The following is a 20887-nucleotide window of genomic DNA, read 5'->3' on the forward strand; positions in this document are numbered from 1 at the left end:
GCGGCCGCCGGCAGCGCCATGGCGGCGCTCATGACGGCCGACGCGTATGCCGATCGATTACGACCGGATTGGCGAGGTCACCAAATCCTTTATCGCTACCTCATTTCCCGCATAACGTAGCACCGACATTGGTGCCGAAAGATTGGTAAAGTGCGCTGCCGTTGCTGGTATAAATTCCACCGTTCTGGAAAAAGCTCGCGGTTGAAGTGTCGTACACCCACATCCAAACAGTGCCTGTGGACTGTGCATTGAACGAACCAAACGACCATCTACTTCCCCCAATGTTGAAAACGTACGAATAGCTGCCGGCAGTGAAGAGCTTTGACCATGTCGCGGTATACCCAGCCGGGCAGCCGGGAACAGTCGAGCCGACAGTGAGCACTGGTACCGTTTCTGCATATGCGCTGCTCGTAGCTTGAATGATGACGGTAGGCGGCTGCGTGGCGGCATTTTGATTGACGCGCGCGACCGCGCCACCTGGGTTGCTGGTGGCGGCATAAGAGCCTCCGGACAGGCTCTTGACCGTCACAGCGCCATTCGCCTGGACCGCGGCCGCCTGATGCGCCCAGTCGATCGGGCCGGCCGCCGCCGGGATCGCGAGCGTGGCAAGTAATATCATGGCGCGTGCCGGCGCGCTGCGACCGGATTGGCGAGGGCATCAGGGAAAGCATTTTGAGTAGGACTTGATAGCAACAGACGCCACTTGAACCAGCGCGTTACCGCTTGAGTATGCGGAGTTGGCGTAAGCGCAAGTCGCATCTGAACTACAGGTAACTACTGGGAATGTAGCTGCGCTGTATGACGAGCCAAGTATGGCCATCATCAGCGCGCTTGATGGAGCGTTCGGATATGAGGAAGCTGGCGGGAAAAACGACATGAGGCCTGTGAATTTTCCAGTTGCGACATCAATTTTACCTACGCCCATTCGTGGCAGCGTGTCTTGCGCAGAGCCAGTCGGAGGCATCACAACATAGCAGTCATCTTTATAGTTAAACGGAAGCCCTCCGCCTGTGGCCTGAATGATGACGGTAGGCGGCTGTGTGGCGGCATTCTGGTTGACGCGCGTCACCGCGCCACCTGGGTTGCTGGTGGCGGCATAAGAGCCTCCGGACAGGCTCTTGACCGTCACAGCGCCGTTCGCCTTGACCAGGCTGTTCTGGTGGGCCCAGTCGATCGGCCCGGCCGCTGCCGGCAGCGCCACGGCAGCGAGGACGGCTGCGGCGCACGTCGACGCGCTGCGACCGGATTGGCGAGGGCATCATGGTTGATTGGCACGGCTATTTCGAGCAGATGGCTGCGCTCCATGTCGAATATGGTCCGCTATATCCACCCTGGCACGATTGGCTACCTCCCTGTACAAAGGTCTCGGTCCCACTACCGTTGTACATGTACGATGGCTTGAAATCCGCGAGCCACACCGCGTATCCCGATCCGCCACCGCCACTGTAAGGTTGATAGACAAGGCTCCATCGGCTCCCCGCCGCATTAAAGACAGCAGGCGGACCGCTATTCTGACTAGGACAACCTGTTCCTGTCGTCACGAAAATGCGCGTGTATGCCGCCGGGCAGGATGGAGGTGTCGCTCCTGCAATAAGCATGGGGACTGTCTCGTTGTAGCCGCCTCCGGTGGCCTGGATGATGACCGTCGGCGGCTGCGTGATAGCGTTCTGGTTGGCGCGCGCCACTGCCCCTGCCGGGTTGCTGGTGGCCGTATAGGAGCCGCCAGACAGGTTCCTGACGGCCACGGCACCGTTTGCCTGGACCGCGCCCGCCTGGTGCGCCCAGTCGATCTGGCCAGCTGCCACCGGCAGCGCCAGGGCTGTCCAGAGGGCCGCAGCGCACGTAGACGCGCTGCGACCGGATTGGCGAGGGGATCCTAAAAACTAATGCAGGCCAATCTGAGAGTGTTATTGCACGTCGCATTCTGATTACCCCAACTAGTACCCGCCGGTGTGCCGCTGTAGGCTCGCGCTGTGAGCGAACCGCTTCCGCTGGTCCACGCTGCACAATAGTTAGTCGAGGCATCATTCAGCCAAGCTGAGAGCTGCCCAGTTGGGACTACGCCAGATTGAATTCTACCGGCTTCAGCAAATTTCCAACCGGAGCCGAACTCAGCAGCGCATTTTGCGTCTGCACCGGAAACGCCACCTAAGTTTCCTGTATATGTCGCCGTTGTCATCATAAGTATAGGAGTGTTTGATGCCGTCGCTTGAATGATTACCGTAGGTGGCTGCGTTACGGCATTTTGGTTGCCGCGTGCGACCGCCCCCGCCGGGTTGCTCGTGGCGACGTAGGAGCCGCCCGACAGGGTCTTAACCGTCACAGCACCGTTCGCCTGGACCAGGCCAGCCTGGTGCGCCCAGTCGATCGGCGCGGCGGCCGCCGGCAGCGCCATTGCGGCGCTCATGACGGCCGACGCGTATGCCGATCGATTACGACCGGATTGGCGAGAAAGCGTTAAGCCCGTTTTCATCAAAATTTTTTGCAATTTATTCATCATTTATTCTCCCTTCCAGATACGCCAGTAATAAGCCGCGAACGCCTTGTCGACGATGTTCGTCGGCGGCCGTGGATCGGGCACTGCGTGCCCGTCCTCGATCAATTTCACGTTGAAGGGTGCAGAGCGGATCCACACCACCACCTCGTCGTTGTTGTAGAACTCAAAGCGCGCGTCTGCGGTGCGTGCATCCGCGACAGCTGCTGCTGCGCCATACAAATTCGTGAGCCGCGTGTCAGCGATACGAACGGTGGACTGGACGAAACGATCACCAGCTGGCGTCAAGATCACCAGCTGCCCGTTCTTGTCGACACCAACCATATTGCCGTACACGACGCGCGGCTTCGCGCCATCGGACTCCTGGTGCACCATGGCACGCATGTGCCATCGCGTAGCGCGGTAAAGCGCCCCGCAACGCACCTGTGCCCCAGTTACCCCAATGGTCCTGAAGAAATCATTCTCGGGCAGCGCCGCGAAACTACCACCCAGCACCATCACCGAAGCCGCCACGACCAACACGCGAAACGTCAGCGGGTGGTCGTAACGAAGGTTTTCAAGAAATTCGATCAACAGGCTCATCCTTTCTTTAGTTAGCCGAAGCCATGCGAACCACAACCGACTTCTTGCCGATACTGATCGTCGCGCCGTCCCCTTTTACCCCAGCCAGCGTTGGAGCGATGGGTGCTTTTCCTGGGGGCATAAAGGCCAACTCATCCATCTTTTCGCCGACCGAGTAAAACCGGCCGTTGATGACAGCCCCGTTGTCGGAAATCGCGCTCACGAAGGCGCTTTGCTGCACCAGCTGAACATAGTCGGGCTCCGGCGGTTCCGGTGGTTTAGGCAGCTCGAGCGCTTTCGCCTCCTCTGGCCGTTTGAATAGCTTATCCAAGCTGTCATCGGCCTGTTGCTCAGCACGGATCGCTGCTTTCTGTTTCACCCACACAGGATAGAAAGCCTTGGTATCGGTGCTCACTTGCTGGGACTGGACACGCTTCAGCTTCATCACGTCCAGGTCCGACAGCTTCTGATTCACCCAGTTTCCGGAACCCCAGATCACGGCGATTGCTCCGAGCACGCCGCCGTAAAACAGGTACGCGGAATCCCTGCTCGACATTGCTTTTTTGATTGCCATGTGTTCGTCCTTATCCGTTACGCAGCAGCACGCAGAAGTCACCCAACTTCGCAATCGGGAAAGCCTTGTCGCCCTCGAGTGAAATAGTTCCCAGAGAAATATCAGGACGCTTTGCGAGGCGGTCAACGCCCATCAGCAGCTTCTCGTAGTTGTCTGCGGCCACGAGGAAATTGGTGCCGTTTCCGCTTCCCGTCACCAAGCAAAACTTCGTCACTCCAAGGGGCATATTGTTCTGTGTGATCTGCTCGATCTTCAACAGGTGCATGTTGTCCCGATCCGTCTGCAGGCCATACCGTTCAAGCCCCAAATGCGCTGCCAAGCCCACCAGGTCCTGGATGGAGTCGGCGCGCTGGAAGCTGTGGTCCCACTTATCACGTGTGGCAGCGAGCGCACGGTAAGATTGCTTCCAGCGCACCACCGTCTCGGTCTGCTCGGATTGCTCCTGGACCTTCACATGCAGCGTTTTCATCGCGATGGTGCCCTGGTATACAAACATGGCGGCAACAGCGGCCGACGCCATCCAGACGATCTTATTGACCTTCTCGTTAGCCATGAATAAATCCTTCGACAGTAAATACGCGGCGGTCCTTGTCCTCGGACACGCCATCTTGGGTCAACCGCAGCGACAGGCCGGTTCCGCCGGCCAGCTGGCCCAGCACCTCGCGCGCCTGATCAATCGCAGAGGACGCGGTCTTCGGCACCGAGATACGGATCTGCGCGTCCGCAACGCGATCCGTTGTGATCAGGTCCTGATTCTTCCCGCCATCAGCATTGATGATCGGATTCGCCGGGCTCTGCCCGACGATCGGAGCCGACACGCTCGGTGCCGGCAATCGGAGCTCGATGATCTGTACGCCTGGCAAGACTCCAATGCCCCGGACAATTTGCAGGACCTTATCAGGCAACACGTCCTGCTTACGCGGCGTCTCCATGAAAATTCGCCTCTGGTTCATCACATCGATATACGCGGAGTCGATGCCGCCGGTCTCGCGAAGCGCGGGGTCGTTGACGGCCTCCTTGAAATTTCGCTGAGCACCATCCCACTCAGTCCAGGAGACCCCGATGACGCCGGCGTTGTAGAGCACGCCAATGGCGGCAACCGCCACCGGAAGTATGAACTCCGCGTGCGAATTCATACTCCGGGATATTGGTGCGTACTTTGCGTGCTCGAGTGCCGACTCGCCCACGTACTCGACACCATCGAGTCCCCAGTCCGAAAGCGGCGCTGCTTGCTGGATCTTTGCCTCGGGATAGTCTGAGCGGATCTTTGCTACAACGGCATCCGCACTGGCGCGGAAGCGAATATCGCCGCGATCCGGCAGCACCTGGTCATACAGGGCGACCAGGCGAGCACCCTCGAAAACCAGCACATCGACGTGGCAGGCCATGCCGTCACGCTCGATGCCACCCACCAGTGCCACGATGCCCTTTGTCTGGCCTCGCAGATGGCGCGCCCAGCTCACACCCCACGCAACGTAGGTGTCAATCAACGCCGCGAAGCGCGTCTTCTCCCAGCCGACCAGCGAGGGATTCAAATAGGTGTAGACCTTCGGCGTGTCCTTTTTAAAACTGGCGAGAAGGCCCTTGGCGGCCTCGCGCGGGCGTTGCGCCACAAACCCCTTGGGAGGCTCGGCACGCGCGTTCATGGTGGCGTAGACCAGGTCTCCGCCACCGATCAACACTTTGCGGTTGCTGGCTGCCTTCAGCTCCTGCAGGCTCTCCACCGCGACGTACTTCGATGTTTTCATGCTCGTCTTCCTAAATTAGTGGAGATTGCGGATTGCCGAGAAGGTCGGAGAATAAACCGCGAACAGGACCAGTGAAATCAATGCTCCGGCTAGCGCCGTGGCAAGAACCTTTCCTACCTCGATACCACGTTCAATCCTGAGGATGCCGGCCTTGATGAGCTCTGGCGCAACGACGTTCATCTGGTCATCGATCCGGCCCGTCTTGTCACCGACCAGAAACGCCCTGCGAATGAACAAAGGCCAGTCATGACGAGCATCGTCAGCGGCAAGGTTCGCAACGTTCGCGGCATAGCTCACTGGGAAGTTGTTGACAGAAATATCCCGTACGAAGGCTTCAAAGCCTAGTTGGCGCGACTCAGGGAGAGATCCCACCGTGAGATTGATACTGCGGTCCAGCGCAATGCCGGCGGAAAACATCAGGCTCATATACTTGGCCCAGATGCCAAACGAAAGCAGGTGCAGTCCCTCGCCTACGATCGGGATGCGCAGCCCAAACTCCATCATGGTTTTCTTACCCTCCTCGCTCTGACCCCACTTTGCTCCGAAAAAGATACCCGCAACGATGCCGGCGGCAACAAACACCCAGGACTTCGCGAAGAAAGACTCCATGGCGAACGCCAGGCCCGTCATGAAATTGCCGTCCGCCTTCAAGCCAAGCGACCTCGTTGCCATTGGCACCGCAGTGATCATCACACCGATAAAGGCCATGATGGCGGAAAGCGCCATCCCTACCGGATAGTTAAGTCCCATCAGGGTCTTCCTGAGCTCCAACTGGATGCCGACCGCATCCGTGATCCTGGAGAAGACGGCCTCCATGGTGCCCGATTCTTCCGCGGCCCTGACTGCGCCCACCAGCGCTTCAGGCCAGATATGCTGAAGCGAGGTAGACAATGGGTTACCCGCTTCAATACTAGCGCGGGTATCCTCCCAAAACTCCGCGTAGGCAGGCTGGGAGGCGACCATCGTTTCGACAGCCTCCAGCACATCGACTTGCGCGCGGAACTGGCTAGCGAGCGAGCCGGATGCTTCCCAAATTTCCCTCAAAGTCATCATGTCCCTACCCCTTAGCCGAAGAACAGAATTGACTTCAGCTCGACCTGGCCGATCTCGACAAGCTTGAGACCAGATTGAAGCAAGGTCAGGGTTTTGGAACGAATCAAGCGCTTCTGTGTCCGCACGTCCTCACGATTGAGCAGTGCATAGGCCGCGTCTTTGATCTCACGCGTGAACTGCAAGATTTCCAGAACGGGAATCTCCCCATCGAAACCTTCTTCGCATCCCGGATTGCGGTCTGGATCGGTTGGGTCGCAGCCCTTCGGATTCGCTCGCGTCAAAGACTCCGGCATCGTCGACGTCTCATCACCGACCATGGCCTTGTTCTTTTCAAATAGGCGACGCTCTTCTTCGGTCGGCTCACTGTGCTCGATTCGGCACTTAGGGCAGATGCGCTTCACCAGGCGCTGTGCAATCGACAGCGAGAGCGCCTCCGCCAAGAGATAGTGCAGCTTGTCAGGCACTTCCTGCGCGATCATCTCGATCGCGCGCATCGAATCGCTCGCATGGGTAGTAGTGAGCGCTAGGTGGCCGGTGTTGCTGAAGCGGATGACGAACTCCGCACTCTCCGCGTCGCGGATTTCGCCCACGATCACCGCGTCGATATCGTGCCGCTTGTATGCTCGCAGCGTGACAGCAAAGCGCTGATCCTCTGGGACGCGAGGCGAAGCTTGGACGTGCATCACGCCAGTAAGATGCCGCTCGATGGGATCTTCAACGGACGGGATCTTCATTTCGTCGCCGTACTCGTCGACGTACTCGCCGACAGCGCCTGCGATCGTGGTCGACTTGCCGTTGTTGACTGGTCCGGATACCAGAATTAACCCTTGCGGCATCACGACGGCATCGCGAATAATTTGAATGATATCCGCGGGAATATTCAGGTCCGCCAGTCGAATCGACTGCTCCTTGTTTTGGAACAGTCGAATGGAAACTGAGCGCAAATCCTTTATCTCACCCAGGTGGTTCAACGGGATAAAGTTCAGACGCATAAACGCCGATGCAGTCGGCGATCGGTAGTTGATTTGCCCGTCCGCCGGCTTGAGCAACTTCGTGCCGGCACTGTTCGCCGCCGCTTTCTGCAGCAGCAAGTTGATTGCCTTGTTGGTCATCGGCGCGCTGAGAATGGTACGCGCCACTTTGCGGCCGCTGCCATTCGCGTTCGTGAACTCACCGTTCACATTGCGGAACGGCTCAATCAGCCTTCCCCATTTTCGAATGCGGATCTCACTGGTGCCATTCCTGAATGGCTTGATCCAGACATCGGAAGCACCGACGTTCAGCGCATGGTCCAGTACGCGCACGAGCTGCCGTTCTTCCTCGGTGGTTACCGAAGCGATATCGCGAACGTTCCACGCACGAATTTCGCCCTCGAGCTGCTCCTGCGAACTTTCGGCGTTCGCATTCATCTTCAGGAGTGTGGCAACGTCATCCGCCGCCCCCACGGCCAGCAGCGGTGGACGCCCGCGCAAGAACAGGTGAATAGGATCGGTGCGCTTCGCTGCCGCCCCCTCTACGGAGTAGTTCAGCATCGGCTGGAACTGCGAGAACACCAACACGGGTACAACGCCTTCAACGAGCATGAGCACCGCGTTGAGCTGGTCGCAGATCTGATGCACGCGACTTTCTTCCATCGCTGCGTCGTAATGGGTCAGCGCCGACAGGCGATCGTAATATGGATAACCATGCTGAAGCGCAAGCACGCCTTCCATCTGGGGCAGCACGCTACTCGGCTCCTGGTCGGCGCAATGAGCCAAAAACTTCACGTCCTTATCGGCCGGCTTCGACTGGAGCAGCTGGTCGCGCCTCTCTGCAGTGAGGATACCCCACTGAACCAAGATCTCTCCAGTCTTCAGCGACTGGGCCAGCGCTGATTTCTCTGCCAACGCGAGGATTTCATCGGTTGGGCTCTTCCATCCCCACCCCTCGGCCAACTTCTTGGCGTCGGGTTTCGTCTTGTAGGGAACGACGTTGCTCGCTGCTTCCATATTCTTACTTTCGATAACTCAGGTTCGGTCGTTCGCGACCAGGATTGGCACGCCCGATGAATTGGTAATTGGCGTCTCGCTCACCAAGATGATGTGGGCAGCGCTCACGAACTGGTATGCGATCTTGTTCCCCCACTGGTTGAACATATCGCCGCAGTCAATCGGGATTCCCTGGTACTGGTATTGCCCTGTGCAGGCTGTGGCCGATCCGGCATACCCGACCAGCGCAGCGAGCGACGTTATGCTGTTAGCGCCCAGAGCGACGTTTCCAGCGTCTACGGACGGATACGCCCCCTTGGAGTTGTAATAGTTCGCAAATTTCTGATCCAACCGGTGCAAGCGGCCCTGCTCCGTGGCCAGCTGATCATTGAAGACCTCACGCGACTCGATGCGGAACCACATGCTCCGGCTGTTGCCGCACCACGCATTCGCTTCAGTAGCGTAGCCGCCAGCACCGCAGCTGTTCGCCGCGAGATAGCTCGCGGCCGTCGTTCCCGTCGAGGGGTCATTGGTAAACAAGACCGCGCGCTGGAAGGTCCACATCGAATCAACGATAGAGCCACTAACGCCGTAACCCTGCCAGTTGTTCATCAGCCCTGTGGTGTATTCGTAGCCAGGTGTACTCGCGAGCGCCCCCAACGAGGCCGGCATCACGCGGTAGTTCTGCACGTATTCAGCCAAAGCCTCTGACAACCGGACCATTTGCTGCGCCCGCGCTTTGGAAAAATACGCGTTTGCCAACCGCTCGAATCGGTCAGATACCTGATCGGATAGATATCCGACCAGGACGAACACGGCGATAACGGCGGCCACGTACATCGGCGTTGACCTTTACTGCTTGATCACCGTGACGGTACGCTGACCGCTGGTCGGCGCGCCGTACTGGATCACAGCACTGGTCGTGTCGCCAGCTGCGACCAGCGCCGTGAGCGACTTGTTATACTTCTGAGCCATAGCCAATACGATGTCGTCCGGGACTGCGGCAAAGCTGACCTGCAGTGGGTTGGTGCCGCCGCCGGCGAACGAGACCACGTAGTCCAACACCTGGTAGACACCAGCGGTCGAGGTGGCTGCCCCGACTTCCGTCATCGCTTTGGCCTGCGAACCGGCCCAGCATGTCTGGAAGGTGGCGGAAACGTTCGCCACGCCGCCGAAAACCACGTCCGATACAGTCTTGCCGGCCGCCGGTATCACGGAACCTGTGATATCTGTGGCTTTGCCGCAGCCCTTCACGCCGACGTTCCATACGTTGTTGATTTGATCTGCCGAACGAATCAGCGCCGTGCTCTTGCTCGGCAGGAACGCGTCCTTGATCTGGTTGCCGAATGCGGCGATCAGGATGCCCAGAATAACCACTACAACGAGCAGCTCCACCAGGGTAAAACCGCGTTGAGCAACACGCCGGATATTCGAATGCTTTTTCATGACTGTTTTGCCTTTCAATTTGCCCGCAGGCTGTTTAAAAATATGAAGAAAAATTAATTTCACGTAAGCTCAAAAACTGAGCACGACGTTATTCCCTGTCGCCACGGAATCTGGTGCACTGCCGCTGGACACGCTGGCACGGATCCGAAACGCGCCGTAGAACGGAGCCGTATTTGCACCCTTAGTTCCGGTAGGATCGTAATCACGGCAATATTCGATCGCGCCGCCCCACGCGGTGGAGCCGAGCTCGGTACTGGTGAGGCCCACGGTCTGCAAGATCGACGCGTCAGTCGATAGGTTGTACCAACCATCACGGCAGGCCTGGTTCGTACCTGGGTTTTGACCGGATAACGACGCCACGCCAGCGGGGTACCAGTTTGTGGTGTCCGCCGCGATCGCCTTTTGCTGAGCTGCGCGATAGTACGAGACAAAGTAGTCGCGCAACTTGTCCAGATTGTTCGTCGTTTTAGTCAACATCGAGCGCTGCACCGGCAGCGATGAGACAATGCTGGCCGCGCCATCGGTCCCGGCGGTAGTCCACGCGGTGTAGTTCAATGCCGTCAGCGCTAGACTGGTGCCGGGAACACCCGTCGCAGCAGTGGGATTGCACGCGGTCGTCGACTGATTACAGGCGGTCATGTAAATCGCACCATACTGATAGGTCAAAGTAACGAGCGGGCCGGATTGGAAGTACATCGGGATCTGCTGCGTTAGACCCGTCACCAGTTGGTAGACGCGAACGCTCGCCCCCACAGTACCGTCGTCATTAATCTCCGTGATGGGCACACCTTGTTGCGTCAGCTTTTGTTTCAGCGCGATGCCATTCGCGGTGACATCCGACGGATTGAATACTGTGGACGTATAACCGCCGCCCGTATATGGCGGCGGCAATGCGCCCGCCGCACCCACCGCGAGGTTCTCCTGTGCATATGACACCAAGGCATCGGCGATGTATCCGTTTTGCAGTTTCGTCTTCTCGATGCTCGCGCGCGTCCACGAGCTGGCGATTGAACCGAATACCGGTGCCATCGCCACTGCCAGGATCGAGATCACAAGCGCGACGATGAGCAGTTCGACGAGCGTAAAGCCACGCTGCGAATTTGGTATACGCTTTCTCATGATCAGAGCTCAGTCAAGTTGACCTTGAGGGCGAAGTAATACGTCCCGCCAGTCCGCGTCGACAGCTTCGAGCCGAATACACCGCCAATGGGGCCATCAGTGCCCGGGATGCCGTTCTCGTTGGTCGTCAGCAGATCCTCCGATTGCCCACCAACGATGATCAGGTCACCTTCGCGCATGATCACTTCGCCGCCAAGCTTCAGATCGCCGACGATAGGAACGGTCTGCGACAAGGAAACCGGCGTCGATCCGATGGCGAACTGCTGCTGGAACGAGCGCTCACCTTCCTTCAAGGCGCTTCGCAATTTGAACGTGGCACGCACGGTCCCGGTCGCAATGTCAAAGCGCGGGAATATCTGCAGCTCGGTGCCCAAATCTACAGGTACCAGAACAGTATTCGTGGCCTGCACTGCCGCGCCGGTGTTGCCGGTGGTAGCGTTTTGCTGCACCAGGGGGAAGAAGTCATGAATGAACTTGGAATAGGTGCCGGGCACGCCAGAAGTGGTAGCCACGCGCGGCTTCTGCACAACCGACGAGGACGTATATTCCTCCAGATAGTCGTTGAAGATGGCCAGACCATCGGCGTTGGACACGATACCGAGCAGCGCACCGCCGACGTCCTGCGAGCCGGCAGACACGTTAGGGATGTTACTACCAGGGTTAAACCCAACGGTGACTCCGCCAGCGGCATTGTTCGACAGCACGGCACCATAGCGGCCTTTTGCGAACTGCGCGAACTTGCGGATGTCCAGCGCTTCTTTCTTGTTCCGGCCGCTCGACACAAGAACTAGCCTGCCTTCGAACGACATCAGGGTGTTGAACGCGCGCGCAGTGCGGGTGAAATAGGTATCAAGATCTGAGAGCACCCAGTGTGGGGCCTGGACCCAAATCGCGCCCGTCTCCGGATTCAATGAGAACGTGCCAATTTTTTTCGACACGTACAGATCGGCGACAGCGCTGCTTGCATCACCTGGCTGACCGGATCCCACTGGCGGAGCCTGCAGCGTAGGGTTGAGCTGCGTCGGCAGTCCATTCGCCATTGGAAGGCCTGGCAACGCTGGCAGTGCGCCGCCGGCCATTAGTGGGGAACCGCGGCTTGCAGATGCCTTGGGAACAGGGATAAGTACCTGCAGGCGGCTTGTGAGTTCACGCGATAGCGCACCCCAATAGTCTTCGTTGTTCGACACGCCGATGCCACCCGAAGAATCGCTGTTCGAACTGGATGCGACCTGCGTCCCGCCGGAGCCGGACTGACCGCCAGTTGTAGGCTGGGCGCCCGTCTGACCACCGCTATTCTGACCTACACCGCCTGATTGGCCGCCCTGCCCGCTCTGAGTCCCCTGTTGGCCAAGTCCCGACTGCTGATTGCCTGTGCCGGACTGGGTCGAGTTCGCACCGCTAGAGGCGACACTCCCGTTAGTCGAGAACGAGCTGCGGCGATTGCCGAGCTGGATGTACCAGGTACGACCAGACACCGGCTTGATGGTCACGATCTTGCGTTGGTCATCGACGTCGTAGTCCAGACCAGCACTTCCGAGAATTATACGCAGGGCCGACTCGGCGTCGGTTCGATTCACGCGACCGACAAAGGTCATGTTATCGAGCGGCAGATCCGAGGTCACGTTCAAGCCCTTGGCCGCCAGCTGCGCCACGATTTGCGACAACGCGGTCGGATTCCCGGCGTTCACATCAACCATGATATTGCGCAGCCAAGCGCCGCTATTTTTCTGGTACGCGACAGACGTAGCCGTCAACATCTTGCCTTTGCGCTCAACGACAACCGGCACATCGGCCAGCATGATTGGTTCGGAGATCGCCTTGCGGGCAACGGGCTGCTGCGCCACGACTTCATCGCGTGCTTCGCGTACCGTGCCGCAACCAACCAGCAATACCACGGTACTCACGGCCAATGCGGCCGTAGTCAATCGAAATGGGTTCATCGTTCAACACCTTTACGGAATACATAGACGGTTGGCGGATCGTTTTCGCCCCACAGCTCGGCGCGGATCTTCGCGCTTTCAGGCAACGATGCGAACAGCTCTTTCACGAACTTCTTGAAGTCGCCTTCAACGCGCATACCGCCGCCCAGACGCAAGTCCTTCTCTTCCAGCGTCTGGGGATCCTTGTAGTTGTATTCCACCGCCCAGCCTGCGCGCGCCGCATACTCGTTGAGCACGGTGCGCAGGAATGACCCAGGCTTCACGACCCACACCGGCTCGCTCTTCTCGACGATCGTGGAGGCTGGCGTGCCAGGAACCACGCTGGCGATCACCACCTTGGGGCTGACGGTCAGGTACTGTCGGTTCCAGTCCACCGACACCAGCAAGCCCTGCTCGGCAGCGAGGGTATCGAGCACCTCGATCCAGTAGCGGCCACCGCGCCAGGTGACCGGCCGGTCTTTGTCGAAGCGGTTGGTCAAATCCGGGGTGACAGCAGCGTGCCACTCGGGCGGAGCGATCTGCTTCAGGGCATCGACCAACTTGACGTCGCGACCAAAGCCGCGGCGCAGCTCCATGTCGCCCTGCGGTTCGCCGATGTACGACACGGCCGCGAGGGTTACTGCCCCGGCCGAAGCTGGCTTGCCACCCAACGGCACCGGATATGAAGGCTTCTCGACGACCTGGAAGCCTGCAAACGCAGAGAAGGGCAGCAAGAGGAGGAGCAGGGACACATACTTTTTCATCGTTATCTCACAGTTACCCGTGTTTCATGAGGCCACCAAGGACCGATTTAGCAGGTACACCAGCAGCCGAGATCGGCTCCGCATTTTGTGGTGCACCACTCGCCGCATTCACGTCGCGGCTGGTGTCGTTGGCTGAGTTCTGAGCCACATGTTGTTTTTCCGTATTATTACTTTCATTTGAGGATAAATCAACATGATTATCATAGATTCCTTTATTTACAAGGAGTTTGAAGCCCGCCACGAGACAGTCTTTCAGGAATTCCTTGTCGTCTTTGCCTAGAATTTCAGACCGACGGTCATACTCGTCCATCACAGCCACTTCGGCAGGCCTTTTTAGGGAAAGCCTGATATGAAAGCGGCGGCCGAACCGCTCCCACGTTTTCCCGACTTCACGCGGCATCGTTTATTCCTCCACCATGTACTGCAGGAATTTGCGCATGCCGCGGGCGTTTGCCTCCGCAGGATCCGCAGGAACATAGCAATGCGGATAAGCTGCGACAATTACGTCGCGCATCAGCATTGCGCCGCCACCGACCAGGATTACCGACTGCATTTCAGCGGCGTCTCCGATGCGACGTTTGGCCTCGCGCAGGACCTGCGCACCGATCTCCGCCACGGCGTTATCAACGATGTCGGCGACGTCGTGATCCTGGCCACGTAGGCGAATCTTGCGGTGACGGGCGACATGGTCGAGTGTCGCCAAGCGGATTTTCGCGACCCCGAACTTGCGCTTGAGCTCGTTTTCCATGTAGTCGTAGACATTGCTAATGCCGACGTTCGCGGTACCTGAATTCGCATGATCGAGCTTGCCGCCCCCGTAGACGGTGACGCTGTCCGTGGTGCGGCCGCCGATATCGAGCACGGCGATTGGCGCGTTGACATCGATGTTCGGCCGCAGATTTCCGTCGTCCGCAGTGAAGTAGTCGATTACGGCAGCCAGGCCTTGGGCTGTCACGACCTGCTTCACGATTTTCGGAGCCTTTTGCCCGTTCAGCGGCTTTACCTCAATGGCGAGGTTGGCGATCTTCTGGTCAATCAGCGACTGGTTTGGCTCACTCGTTCCGGGCGTAAAGAACTTCTGAAACGGCAAGCCGGTAGCCAAGCGGATTTCGCGGCCACCCAGCCCGGCCAGTTGAAGCGCATGATTCACCAGCACGCGGTTGATCTCGTTGAAAGCGTAATCGTCGAAGCGCGTATCCTCACCCTCGATTTCGGCATCCACGGTGAACTGGCGTCCATCCGACTCGTAGCCGCCCATACCCGCGTCTTCCTTGCCCAGCGTAGTCAAGGTAAAGCCAGCCCGAGCGACACTGGGAATCGACAGGCTGATGCCGGTCGATGTCACGATCTTGGTTTGGCGGAAGCCATCGTCCACACCGACGTAGATTGGTTCTTGCATATATTTCTCCTCGATTAATATTTCTTCTGGGGCTTGTGCCACCATGCGACGCCATACCTGATTGGCCCTGCTATCCACGCTCGAAGCATGCGTAGGGCCACTTCCAACGAGATCCCGAACCGCTCCAACGTGCCAAATAGGAGGAATGACGAACAGGCGAAAATGAATGTCCACAACTTGATGTGGGCTAGGAAAATGAGAAACGGCACGCCGGCCTTCGCGTCGAAGACGAAGAAGCGCGCCGTCCGCCCTGTGTCACGCCAAACGTTCTTTTTACTCATGCGGCTTCCTCCTGAACGAGCGCGCCAACCTGGCCGCCGTGTGTTTTCGCAAGCTCCATCGCGATCGCAGTCTTGCCTTCCGCTTCGATCAGATCTGCATAAACTGGATCGATGCGACCAGCATCGGCCAGTTGCCGCGCGTGCTGCGCCAACGTCTGGCCGTGCTCTTCGACCATGCGCGCTGCCGTCGACGGCAGCAGGCTGATATTTTTCGACGCCACCATGAGCAGTTCGCGACGCATTACGTCGTCGAAAACCAGAAACTCGCGCACCGCGCACCGTTTCCCATCCAGGGTAGGCACGAGCCGCTGAGAGACAATCACGCGCAACGAGTCAATCAAGCTGCCCATGATCGACAGCACCTCCTCCGCTGGCACCGCCTGAATAATGCGGAGAAAAGTCGTCGCGACGTTGTTGCAATGGAGGGTGGTATAGAGCAAGTGACCGGTTTGTCCAGCCAAGATACCTACCTTGATGGTCTCCGCATCACGACTCTCGCCAACCAGAATCACATCCGGGTCACGACGGAGTGAATTACGAATCGCAGCAGCAAATGACCCCAAGTGGTCAGGAACAGCCGACTGGTCGATTTCGCACGAGACGGTATGAACTTCGTCATAGACGTATTCGATGGGCGCTTCCATGGTCAGGATGTGGCAATCGGCTTCAGGATCTTCCGCGATCTCTCGAATGATGGAAGCGAGCAGAGTACTCTTGCCGGAGCCAGTAGCACCGGTGACGTATACGAGACCATCAGGCGGGAAGAGCCCGGCCAGGAGCTTTGGATGCAGCTCGTCGCGATCCAATTTCCTCGGAACACCAGCCAGTTCACGGAGAACCAGAGAGATGCCAAAATTCCCTTTGACCAGGCAGCCAGTTCCGCACCAGCGGAAACGTAGGCTACGATCCCGCGTCACTTTGATCGAATAGGCCTGGTCGATCGGGTTGCCGGTCCGAAGCTGCAGGTCGGCATTTGCGCCGCCGTACATTTCACACGTGATCGTAACCAGTTCGTTATGGTCAAGACGGCGATTAGTCAACTTCACCAACTTGCCCTGAACCCGGGCCACGACCGGACGTCCGGTCTTGAAATAGATATCAGAAGCACCGACGGTTTCAGAATGGATCAGCAACCGGTCGAGCTCAGCCTGGTCAAAGCGGATCGGCTCGCCCACCAGCAGCCAATCCTTCTGGCGATCACTACGCTCCTGCGTCATTTAGGCACCACCAAGGATTTCCACGCAGCCGGATTCACCTCCAACTGAGGCTTCGCAGTAATACGCAGCACGCGATCATTGATGTTGATGCTGTTACCATCACCGGTAACCCCCAGGTCAGCCTGCGCGACATACGGCTTACTGATCATGCCTTTGGCGAGCAAACTCTTATACAAGACCATGCCCTTATAGTCACGTTCCAGGCGAGCCAGCGCGCCGTCAAAAATCTGATTCGCTTGCTCGGTTCCAACCTTCCAGCCCGCCGCCACGCCTTGTTGCCAGACGACCTTCTCCGCCTCGCTGTTTGGCAGCAGGGGCGAGGCCGGCATATCAGATGTGTACTTGAAGTCGCGCATCAGGTAGTCACGCCAGTTGGGTGGCGCGGTCACGAATTGCGCCTGGCGTTCGATGCGATAAGTCGCATCCACAATGCGGATCGTGTCAGTGCCGGATTGGTTCAGGCTGTTCTGGCCCTCCAGCAAAACCGGGCACAGAACGTTTTTGTCCAAAACCATCGCCGCGAAGTTGTAGATGCTGTCAAGCATGCGCTCGTTCTCACGAACGACTTGGCCGATCTCATAGGATCGACGCGCGAGGCCGCTCCGCACGCCGTAGCCGAGGGCCGCTTCCTTGAGCGCATCCAGCCGCGCACGCGCAATGCCGCTCAGCGCCTGCGAATCCTGGGCAGCACGGTTAGTGTTGCTCAGCACCGCGTCCAGCGTTGGGGGCTCGCTCACCGCAGGTACTGCGGCGTGTACTTGGGGGGCCAACACGCCCGCCAGCATCAAGACGGCAAACAGCCGTGTCTTAGAGACCGCCATTGCCATATTTGATGCCTACGATTTTTTTAGTGGGATCTACGATCAGGTCCGCGCGGGCTCCAGCTTGGATACCCAGGTTCCTGAGATGATCAGATACGGTGGCAGGATCACGGCCGATTTGCACCAGGATTGGTGTTACCGGGGCCTTGCCGAAGAATTTCACCTCGAAGCCGGCGAACGTCGCCAGCTTGACAGCGGCCTGTTCCAGCGTTCCCTGCCACGGCATGGTGACGACCTGCTCCATCCCGCGCACCTGTTCAAAGATGCGCGGCTGGCCCGGCTGTACTTTCATTTTATCGAACTGCTCCGCCTCCGCCAGCTGGGTAAGCGACTGTTCAATATTCCGAGCCGAGCGTGCCAGCATCTGGAATGCAGGGTCTTGCTCACGTGAAATTGTCACAGGCTGCGTGCTGGCACAGCCCGTTACGATCATCGCGGTAAATACGCCACCAAAGCTTCGTAGTTTCATAGTTTTTAGCACCTTGTTTAGATCAGCCTCAATTATAAGCTAACCAAAGTAAGCGCCAATGTACCCTTAAAACTATGCTTGTGTCAAAGCAAGTGCGTCACCTTGACCGGTTTTCTTTACTACGAACAACACGACTCACGTCCAAATGAGTCAATGTGACCTCAAATAACCATTCCAAAACTCACATATCCAAGTTTGCAGTCAATGTGACCTCACCATGATTGTCAGGCCGTGATGTGAAGTCACATTGACGCACCACCGGGACAAGCAATGGAATCGTGCGCGCCTTGCACAGTCAATTTGACGCAGGCATAAACTTACTTGGCGAGCAACAATGCAACTTCCGATGACACGCCATGTATCAGTTTTCGGTATGCGCCACGTTAGGTATCAAAAAAGGTCACTTGGCAACCGACTATAGTATGTGATACGGTTACTTCGAGAGGATTGCAGCTCGGAGTAACGTGGGGAGCCAAATAAAAACTATGATACCAACTCGACTTGAGAAAACAGAAAAAAACTATGCCATAAAAGCAATGGGAATACGCTCCAGAGCTGCCCGTGCGTATGGTCACGCCTCCCCTTACACGCTCTCCCCCATTGCCGTTGTTGAGCACCTCATCACCCGTAAGCCCACGATCGCCCGTAATACCTGGAAGCAGTACAAGAACTCCCTGCGCTATCACTTCGAGCATTTGGCATCGGAGTCAACGGATAAGCTGGCAAAACAGGAGCTCCAGGCCGCAGTCTCCCTGTTGAACGCGACCTCATCCGAGGGAGCGCTCAAATACGGCACCCAAACGTCATCGCGGAAACAAAAAGGGTGTAAGCGGGCGGACTATGAGAAGCTGTTGTCGTACTTGGCCGATCATGTGGGCAAACACCGCTATGCCGGCGCGCTGCGCACCTGGCTTGAGGCAACGCGCATCACCGGCTTGCGGCCAGGCGAGTGGGAATTCGCTCGGCTGGGCGAGCAGCACGGCAAGCAGATCCTGCACGTGCGCAACGCCAAGGCCACCAACGGCCGTGGCAACGGCGAAGAACGCACGCTCGATCTCTCCATGCTGTCTGCCGGCGAAATGGAGCTGCTGCAGGACATGATCCAGATGCTGGAGGGATACGCGGCCGAGGTCGGGTTCGAGCAGCTGCAAAAGGCCGTGAGCGACTACATGTACGCCGCCACAAGGGGTTGCTTCGGGAAACGGAAAAAATATCCGTCGCTCTATTCGATGCGTCACCAGTTCTCGGCGGACGCCAAAATGTCGGGCAGCACGAAGGCGGAAGTTGCGGCCCTCATGGGCCACGGCAGCGACGAGACGGCCGGCACACATTACGCACCGAAGGCGTCGGGGAATTCCGTCATCAAAGTTGCTCCTCTGGGGAGCGAGGTCAAACGGGTGCGCGCGAAGGCGAAGACGTTCCGGCCGCGGGCTCAAAAAGACGCGGGCAGCAGTTGACACCCGCAATTAAGTACATTGATACCCTATACATAGTTAGGGTATCATTTGACTTAACCGATATTCCTACAACACGGATTGCAACATGAATAAGTCTGCCGCCCTGAATAAACTGGCCGCCCTGGATCGCGTGGGCGTATACGTCTTGACCAAAGCAGACCTGGCCAAGGCCTTCCCGGACGAGAAGGATAAAGCGTTCGAGAAGTCGCTCCAGCGACTGGTATCGGATGGGATCCTGCAGCGTGTCGCCAAGGGCGTATACGTCAACCCGATGGCGCGCTCCAAGAAAGGACAGGTGGTCGAGGATATCGCCGCGGTGCTGCGGCGCGGCCATTTTTCGTATGTGACCAGGGAGTCGATGCTGTCCGAGTACGGCGTCATTTCTCAGGTTCCCATGAGCCGGATCACGATGATGACCACTGGCGCAAATGGCCTCTACGACACCCCCTATGGAACAATCGAGTTCACGCACACCAAACGCCCGGCGGCGGAGCTCATCGCTCGAACCGTGAGCATGAAAGGGCGTCCGCTTCGTCTGGCCACCAAACGCGCCGCGGTCGCTGATCTCATGCGCGCCGGCCGAAACACCAACATGATCGATACAAAGGAACTGGACGATGTCTGAAAACTTCAAGGAGCTTGTTGACGCTGCAATGGAGCAGCCCGGCCGCACAACAATGCGGCCCGTAGTCGAAAAGGAGCTGCTCCACTACGACATCTTCTATGCCCTGGACGCGGCCGGGCTGCTCAAGGATCTGGTCTTCCAGGGCGGCACCTCGCTGCGCCTGTGCCGCGGCTCAAATCGCTTCAGTGAAGACCTGGATTTCGCCGGCGGAAAGGACTTCACGTCCCAGAAGATGGAGGCCATCAAAGCCTGCATCGAGAAGCACATTGGCGAGCGCTACGGCCTCAGCGTCGACGTCAAAGAACCAAAGGAGATGGCCACCTCGCCCGACTACGAAAACGTCCGTGTCGACAAATGGCAGGTCAGCGTCGAGACATCTCCGGAGCAGCGCGATCTGCCTCGCCAGCGGATCAAGCTGGAGATCGCCAACATCCCGGCCTACACGAGTGAGCTGCTACCGCTGCGCCAGAATTACGATTTCCTGTCAGGGTACGGGAGCGTATTGGTCAATTCGGAATCGCTTGACGAGATCCTCGCTGACAAAGTCGTTGCCTTTGCGGCATCAGTGAAGAATATCCGCTACCGCGACATCTGGGACATCGCCTGGCTACAACAGCAGGGAGCAAAGCTACTCCCAGAGCTGGTCCAACGCAAGGTAGAGGACTATCACATCGAGGACTACGGGCAGCTGCTGGAGGACGCGATCGACAGGCTGCCAGGGCTCATCAGCGGCAAGGCTTTCATCGAACAGATGAGCCGCTTCATCGACAGCGAAACGCTCAGAAGAACTCTGCATCAGCCCAAGTTCGACGACTACCTCAAGAATACCGTCGGCGAGATCCTGCAGTCGATGGCCGACCACCTCAACGAAGCGAGAGACGAGGCCGGGCCCGGCTTCCGGATGTAGCTCGCAAACTCCTACTGCCGGATCCGCGCGCGGCACGGAGCGCCCAAACACAGTGGACAGAGGCAG

At 58.0% G+C, this 20887-nt stretch carries 22 protein-coding genes; 3 read left to right on the top strand and 19 right to left on the bottom strand.

Annotated elements, in window-relative coordinates:
• Positions 1-100 precede the first annotated feature (100 nt).
• The 19 genes from AC1RQG_RS23560 to AC1RQG_RS23650 all read right to left on the bottom strand — a co-directional run bounded on the left by AC1RQG_RS23560 (position 101) and on the right by AC1RQG_RS23650 (position 17832).
• On the bottom strand, positions 101-619 hold the full coding sequence (locus AC1RQG_RS23560) for a hypothetical protein (RefSeq protein WP_493135102.1): 519 nt from the start codon (positions 617-619) through the stop codon (positions 101-103).
• A 1257-nt stretch (positions 620-1876) separates the two neighbouring features.
• The gene (locus AC1RQG_RS23565; protein WP_493135103.1) at positions 1877-2500 is read right to left on the bottom strand and encodes a hypothetical protein; all 624 of its coding nucleotides are present in this window, start codon (positions 2498-2500) and stop codon (positions 1877-1879) included.
• The gene (locus AC1RQG_RS23570; RefSeq protein ID WP_493135105.1) at positions 2501-3076 is read right to left on the bottom strand and encodes a hypothetical protein; all 576 of its coding nucleotides are present in this window, start codon (positions 3074-3076) and stop codon (positions 2501-2503) included.
• A 7-nt stretch (positions 3077-3083) separates the two neighbouring features.
• Positions 3084-3629: a hypothetical protein gene (locus AC1RQG_RS23575; RefSeq protein ID WP_493135107.1), complete on the bottom strand. Its 546-nt coding sequence runs from the start codon at positions 3627-3629 to the stop codon at positions 3084-3086.
• 10 nt (positions 3630-3639) lie between these two features.
• Positions 3640-4182 (bottom strand): hypothetical protein, encoded by a 543-nt coding sequence (locus tag AC1RQG_RS23580; RefSeq protein WP_493135108.1) that lies wholly within the window; start codon positions 4180-4182, stop codon positions 3640-3642.
• On the bottom strand, positions 4175-5377 hold the full coding sequence (locus tag AC1RQG_RS23585; RefSeq protein WP_493135110.1) for a hypothetical protein: 1203 nt from the start codon (positions 5375-5377) through the stop codon (positions 4175-4177). Before AC1RQG_RS23585 ends, AC1RQG_RS23580 begins: the two co-directional genes overlap by 8 nt.
• Before the next feature lie 15 nt (positions 5378-5392).
• Positions 5393-6430, bottom strand: coding sequence for a type II secretion system F family protein (locus AC1RQG_RS23590; RefSeq protein WP_493135111.1), 1038 nt, complete (start codon positions 6428-6430; stop codon positions 5393-5395).
• A gap of 11 nt (positions 6431-6441) precedes the next feature.
• Positions 6442-8418, bottom strand: a complete 1977-nt coding sequence (locus tag AC1RQG_RS23595; RefSeq protein ID WP_493135113.1) for a GspE/PulE family protein — start codon at positions 8416-8418, stop codon at positions 6442-6444.
• An 18-nt stretch (positions 8419-8436) separates the two neighbouring features.
• Positions 8437-9237, bottom strand: a complete 801-nt coding sequence (locus tag AC1RQG_RS23600; protein WP_493135114.1) for a hypothetical protein — start codon at positions 9235-9237, stop codon at positions 8437-8439.
• Between the two features lie 12 nt (positions 9238-9249).
• Positions 9250-9906 carry a prepilin-type N-terminal cleavage/methylation domain-containing protein gene (locus AC1RQG_RS23605; RefSeq protein WP_493135116.1) on the bottom strand — a complete coding sequence of 219 codons (657 nt, stop codon included), beginning with the start codon at positions 9904-9906 and terminating at the stop codon, positions 9250-9252.
• A 6-nt stretch (positions 9907-9912) separates the two neighbouring features.
• Positions 9913-10962, bottom strand: coding sequence for a type II secretion system protein (locus AC1RQG_RS23610; RefSeq protein ID WP_493135117.1), 1050 nt, complete (start codon positions 10960-10962; stop codon positions 9913-9915).
• A 2-nt stretch (positions 10963-10964) separates the two neighbouring features.
• Positions 10965-12902: a secretin GspD/PilQ domain-containing protein gene (locus AC1RQG_RS23615; protein WP_493135118.1), complete on the bottom strand. Its 1938-nt coding sequence runs from the start codon at positions 12900-12902 to the stop codon at positions 10965-10967.
• Positions 12899-13645, bottom strand: a complete 747-nt coding sequence (locus tag AC1RQG_RS23620; protein WP_493135120.1) for a hypothetical protein — start codon at positions 13643-13645, stop codon at positions 12899-12901. Before AC1RQG_RS23620 ends, AC1RQG_RS23615 begins: the two co-directional genes overlap by 4 nt.
• Before the next feature lie 13 nt (positions 13646-13658).
• Positions 13659-14045 (bottom strand): hypothetical protein, encoded by a 387-nt coding sequence (locus tag AC1RQG_RS23625; protein WP_493135122.1) that lies wholly within the window; start codon positions 14043-14045, stop codon positions 13659-13661.
• Positions 14046-14048: 3 nt separating this feature from the next.
• Positions 14049-15044, bottom strand: coding sequence for a plasmid segregation protein ParM domain-containing protein (gene parM, locus AC1RQG_RS23630; protein ID WP_493135124.1), 996 nt, complete (start codon positions 15042-15044; stop codon positions 14049-14051).
• 14 nt (positions 15045-15058) lie between these two features.
• On the bottom strand, positions 15059-15325 hold the full coding sequence (gene icmT, locus AC1RQG_RS23635; RefSeq protein WP_493135126.1) for an IcmT/TraK family protein: 267 nt from the start codon (positions 15323-15325) through the stop codon (positions 15059-15061).
• Complete coding sequence (locus AC1RQG_RS23640; protein WP_493135128.1) at positions 15322-16542, bottom strand: type IV pilus twitching motility protein PilT; 1221 nt, start codon at positions 16540-16542, stop codon at positions 15322-15324. Before AC1RQG_RS23640 ends, icmT begins: the two co-directional genes overlap by 4 nt.
• Complete coding sequence (locus tag AC1RQG_RS23645) at positions 16539-17369, bottom strand: type IV secretory system conjugative DNA transfer family protein (RefSeq protein ID WP_493135130.1); 831 nt, start codon at positions 17367-17369, stop codon at positions 16539-16541. Before AC1RQG_RS23645 ends, AC1RQG_RS23640 begins: the two co-directional genes overlap by 4 nt.
• Positions 17350-17832: a DotD/TraH family lipoprotein gene (locus AC1RQG_RS23650; protein WP_493135132.1), complete on the bottom strand. Its 483-nt coding sequence runs from the start codon at positions 17830-17832 to the stop codon at positions 17350-17352. Before AC1RQG_RS23650 ends, AC1RQG_RS23645 begins: the two co-directional genes overlap by 20 nt.
• Before the next feature lie 485 nt (positions 17833-18317).
• Here AC1RQG_RS23650 and AC1RQG_RS23655 point away from each other — a divergent pair, with 485 nt between their 5' ends.
• The 3 genes from AC1RQG_RS23655 (at position 18318) to AC1RQG_RS23665 (ending at position 20821) form a co-directional block, all read left to right on the top strand.
• The gene (locus AC1RQG_RS23655; RefSeq protein ID WP_493135134.1) at positions 18318-19289 is read left to right on the top strand and encodes a site-specific integrase; all 972 of its coding nucleotides are present in this window, start codon (positions 18318-18320) and stop codon (positions 19287-19289) included.
• A gap of 85 nt (positions 19290-19374) precedes the next feature.
• Positions 19375-19914: a type IV toxin-antitoxin system AbiEi family antitoxin gene (gene abiEi, locus AC1RQG_RS23660; protein WP_493135136.1), complete on the top strand. Its 540-nt coding sequence runs from the start codon at positions 19375-19377 to the stop codon at positions 19912-19914.
• Positions 19907-20821, top strand: coding sequence for a nucleotidyl transferase AbiEii/AbiGii toxin family protein (locus AC1RQG_RS23665; protein WP_493135138.1), 915 nt, complete (start codon positions 19907-19909; stop codon positions 20819-20821). The genes abiEi and AC1RQG_RS23665 overlap by 8 nt, the downstream gene beginning before the upstream one ends.
• Positions 20822-20887 lie beyond the last annotated feature (66 nt).

The organism is Rugamonas sp. GW822-FHT03B10 (assembly GCF_058801745.1).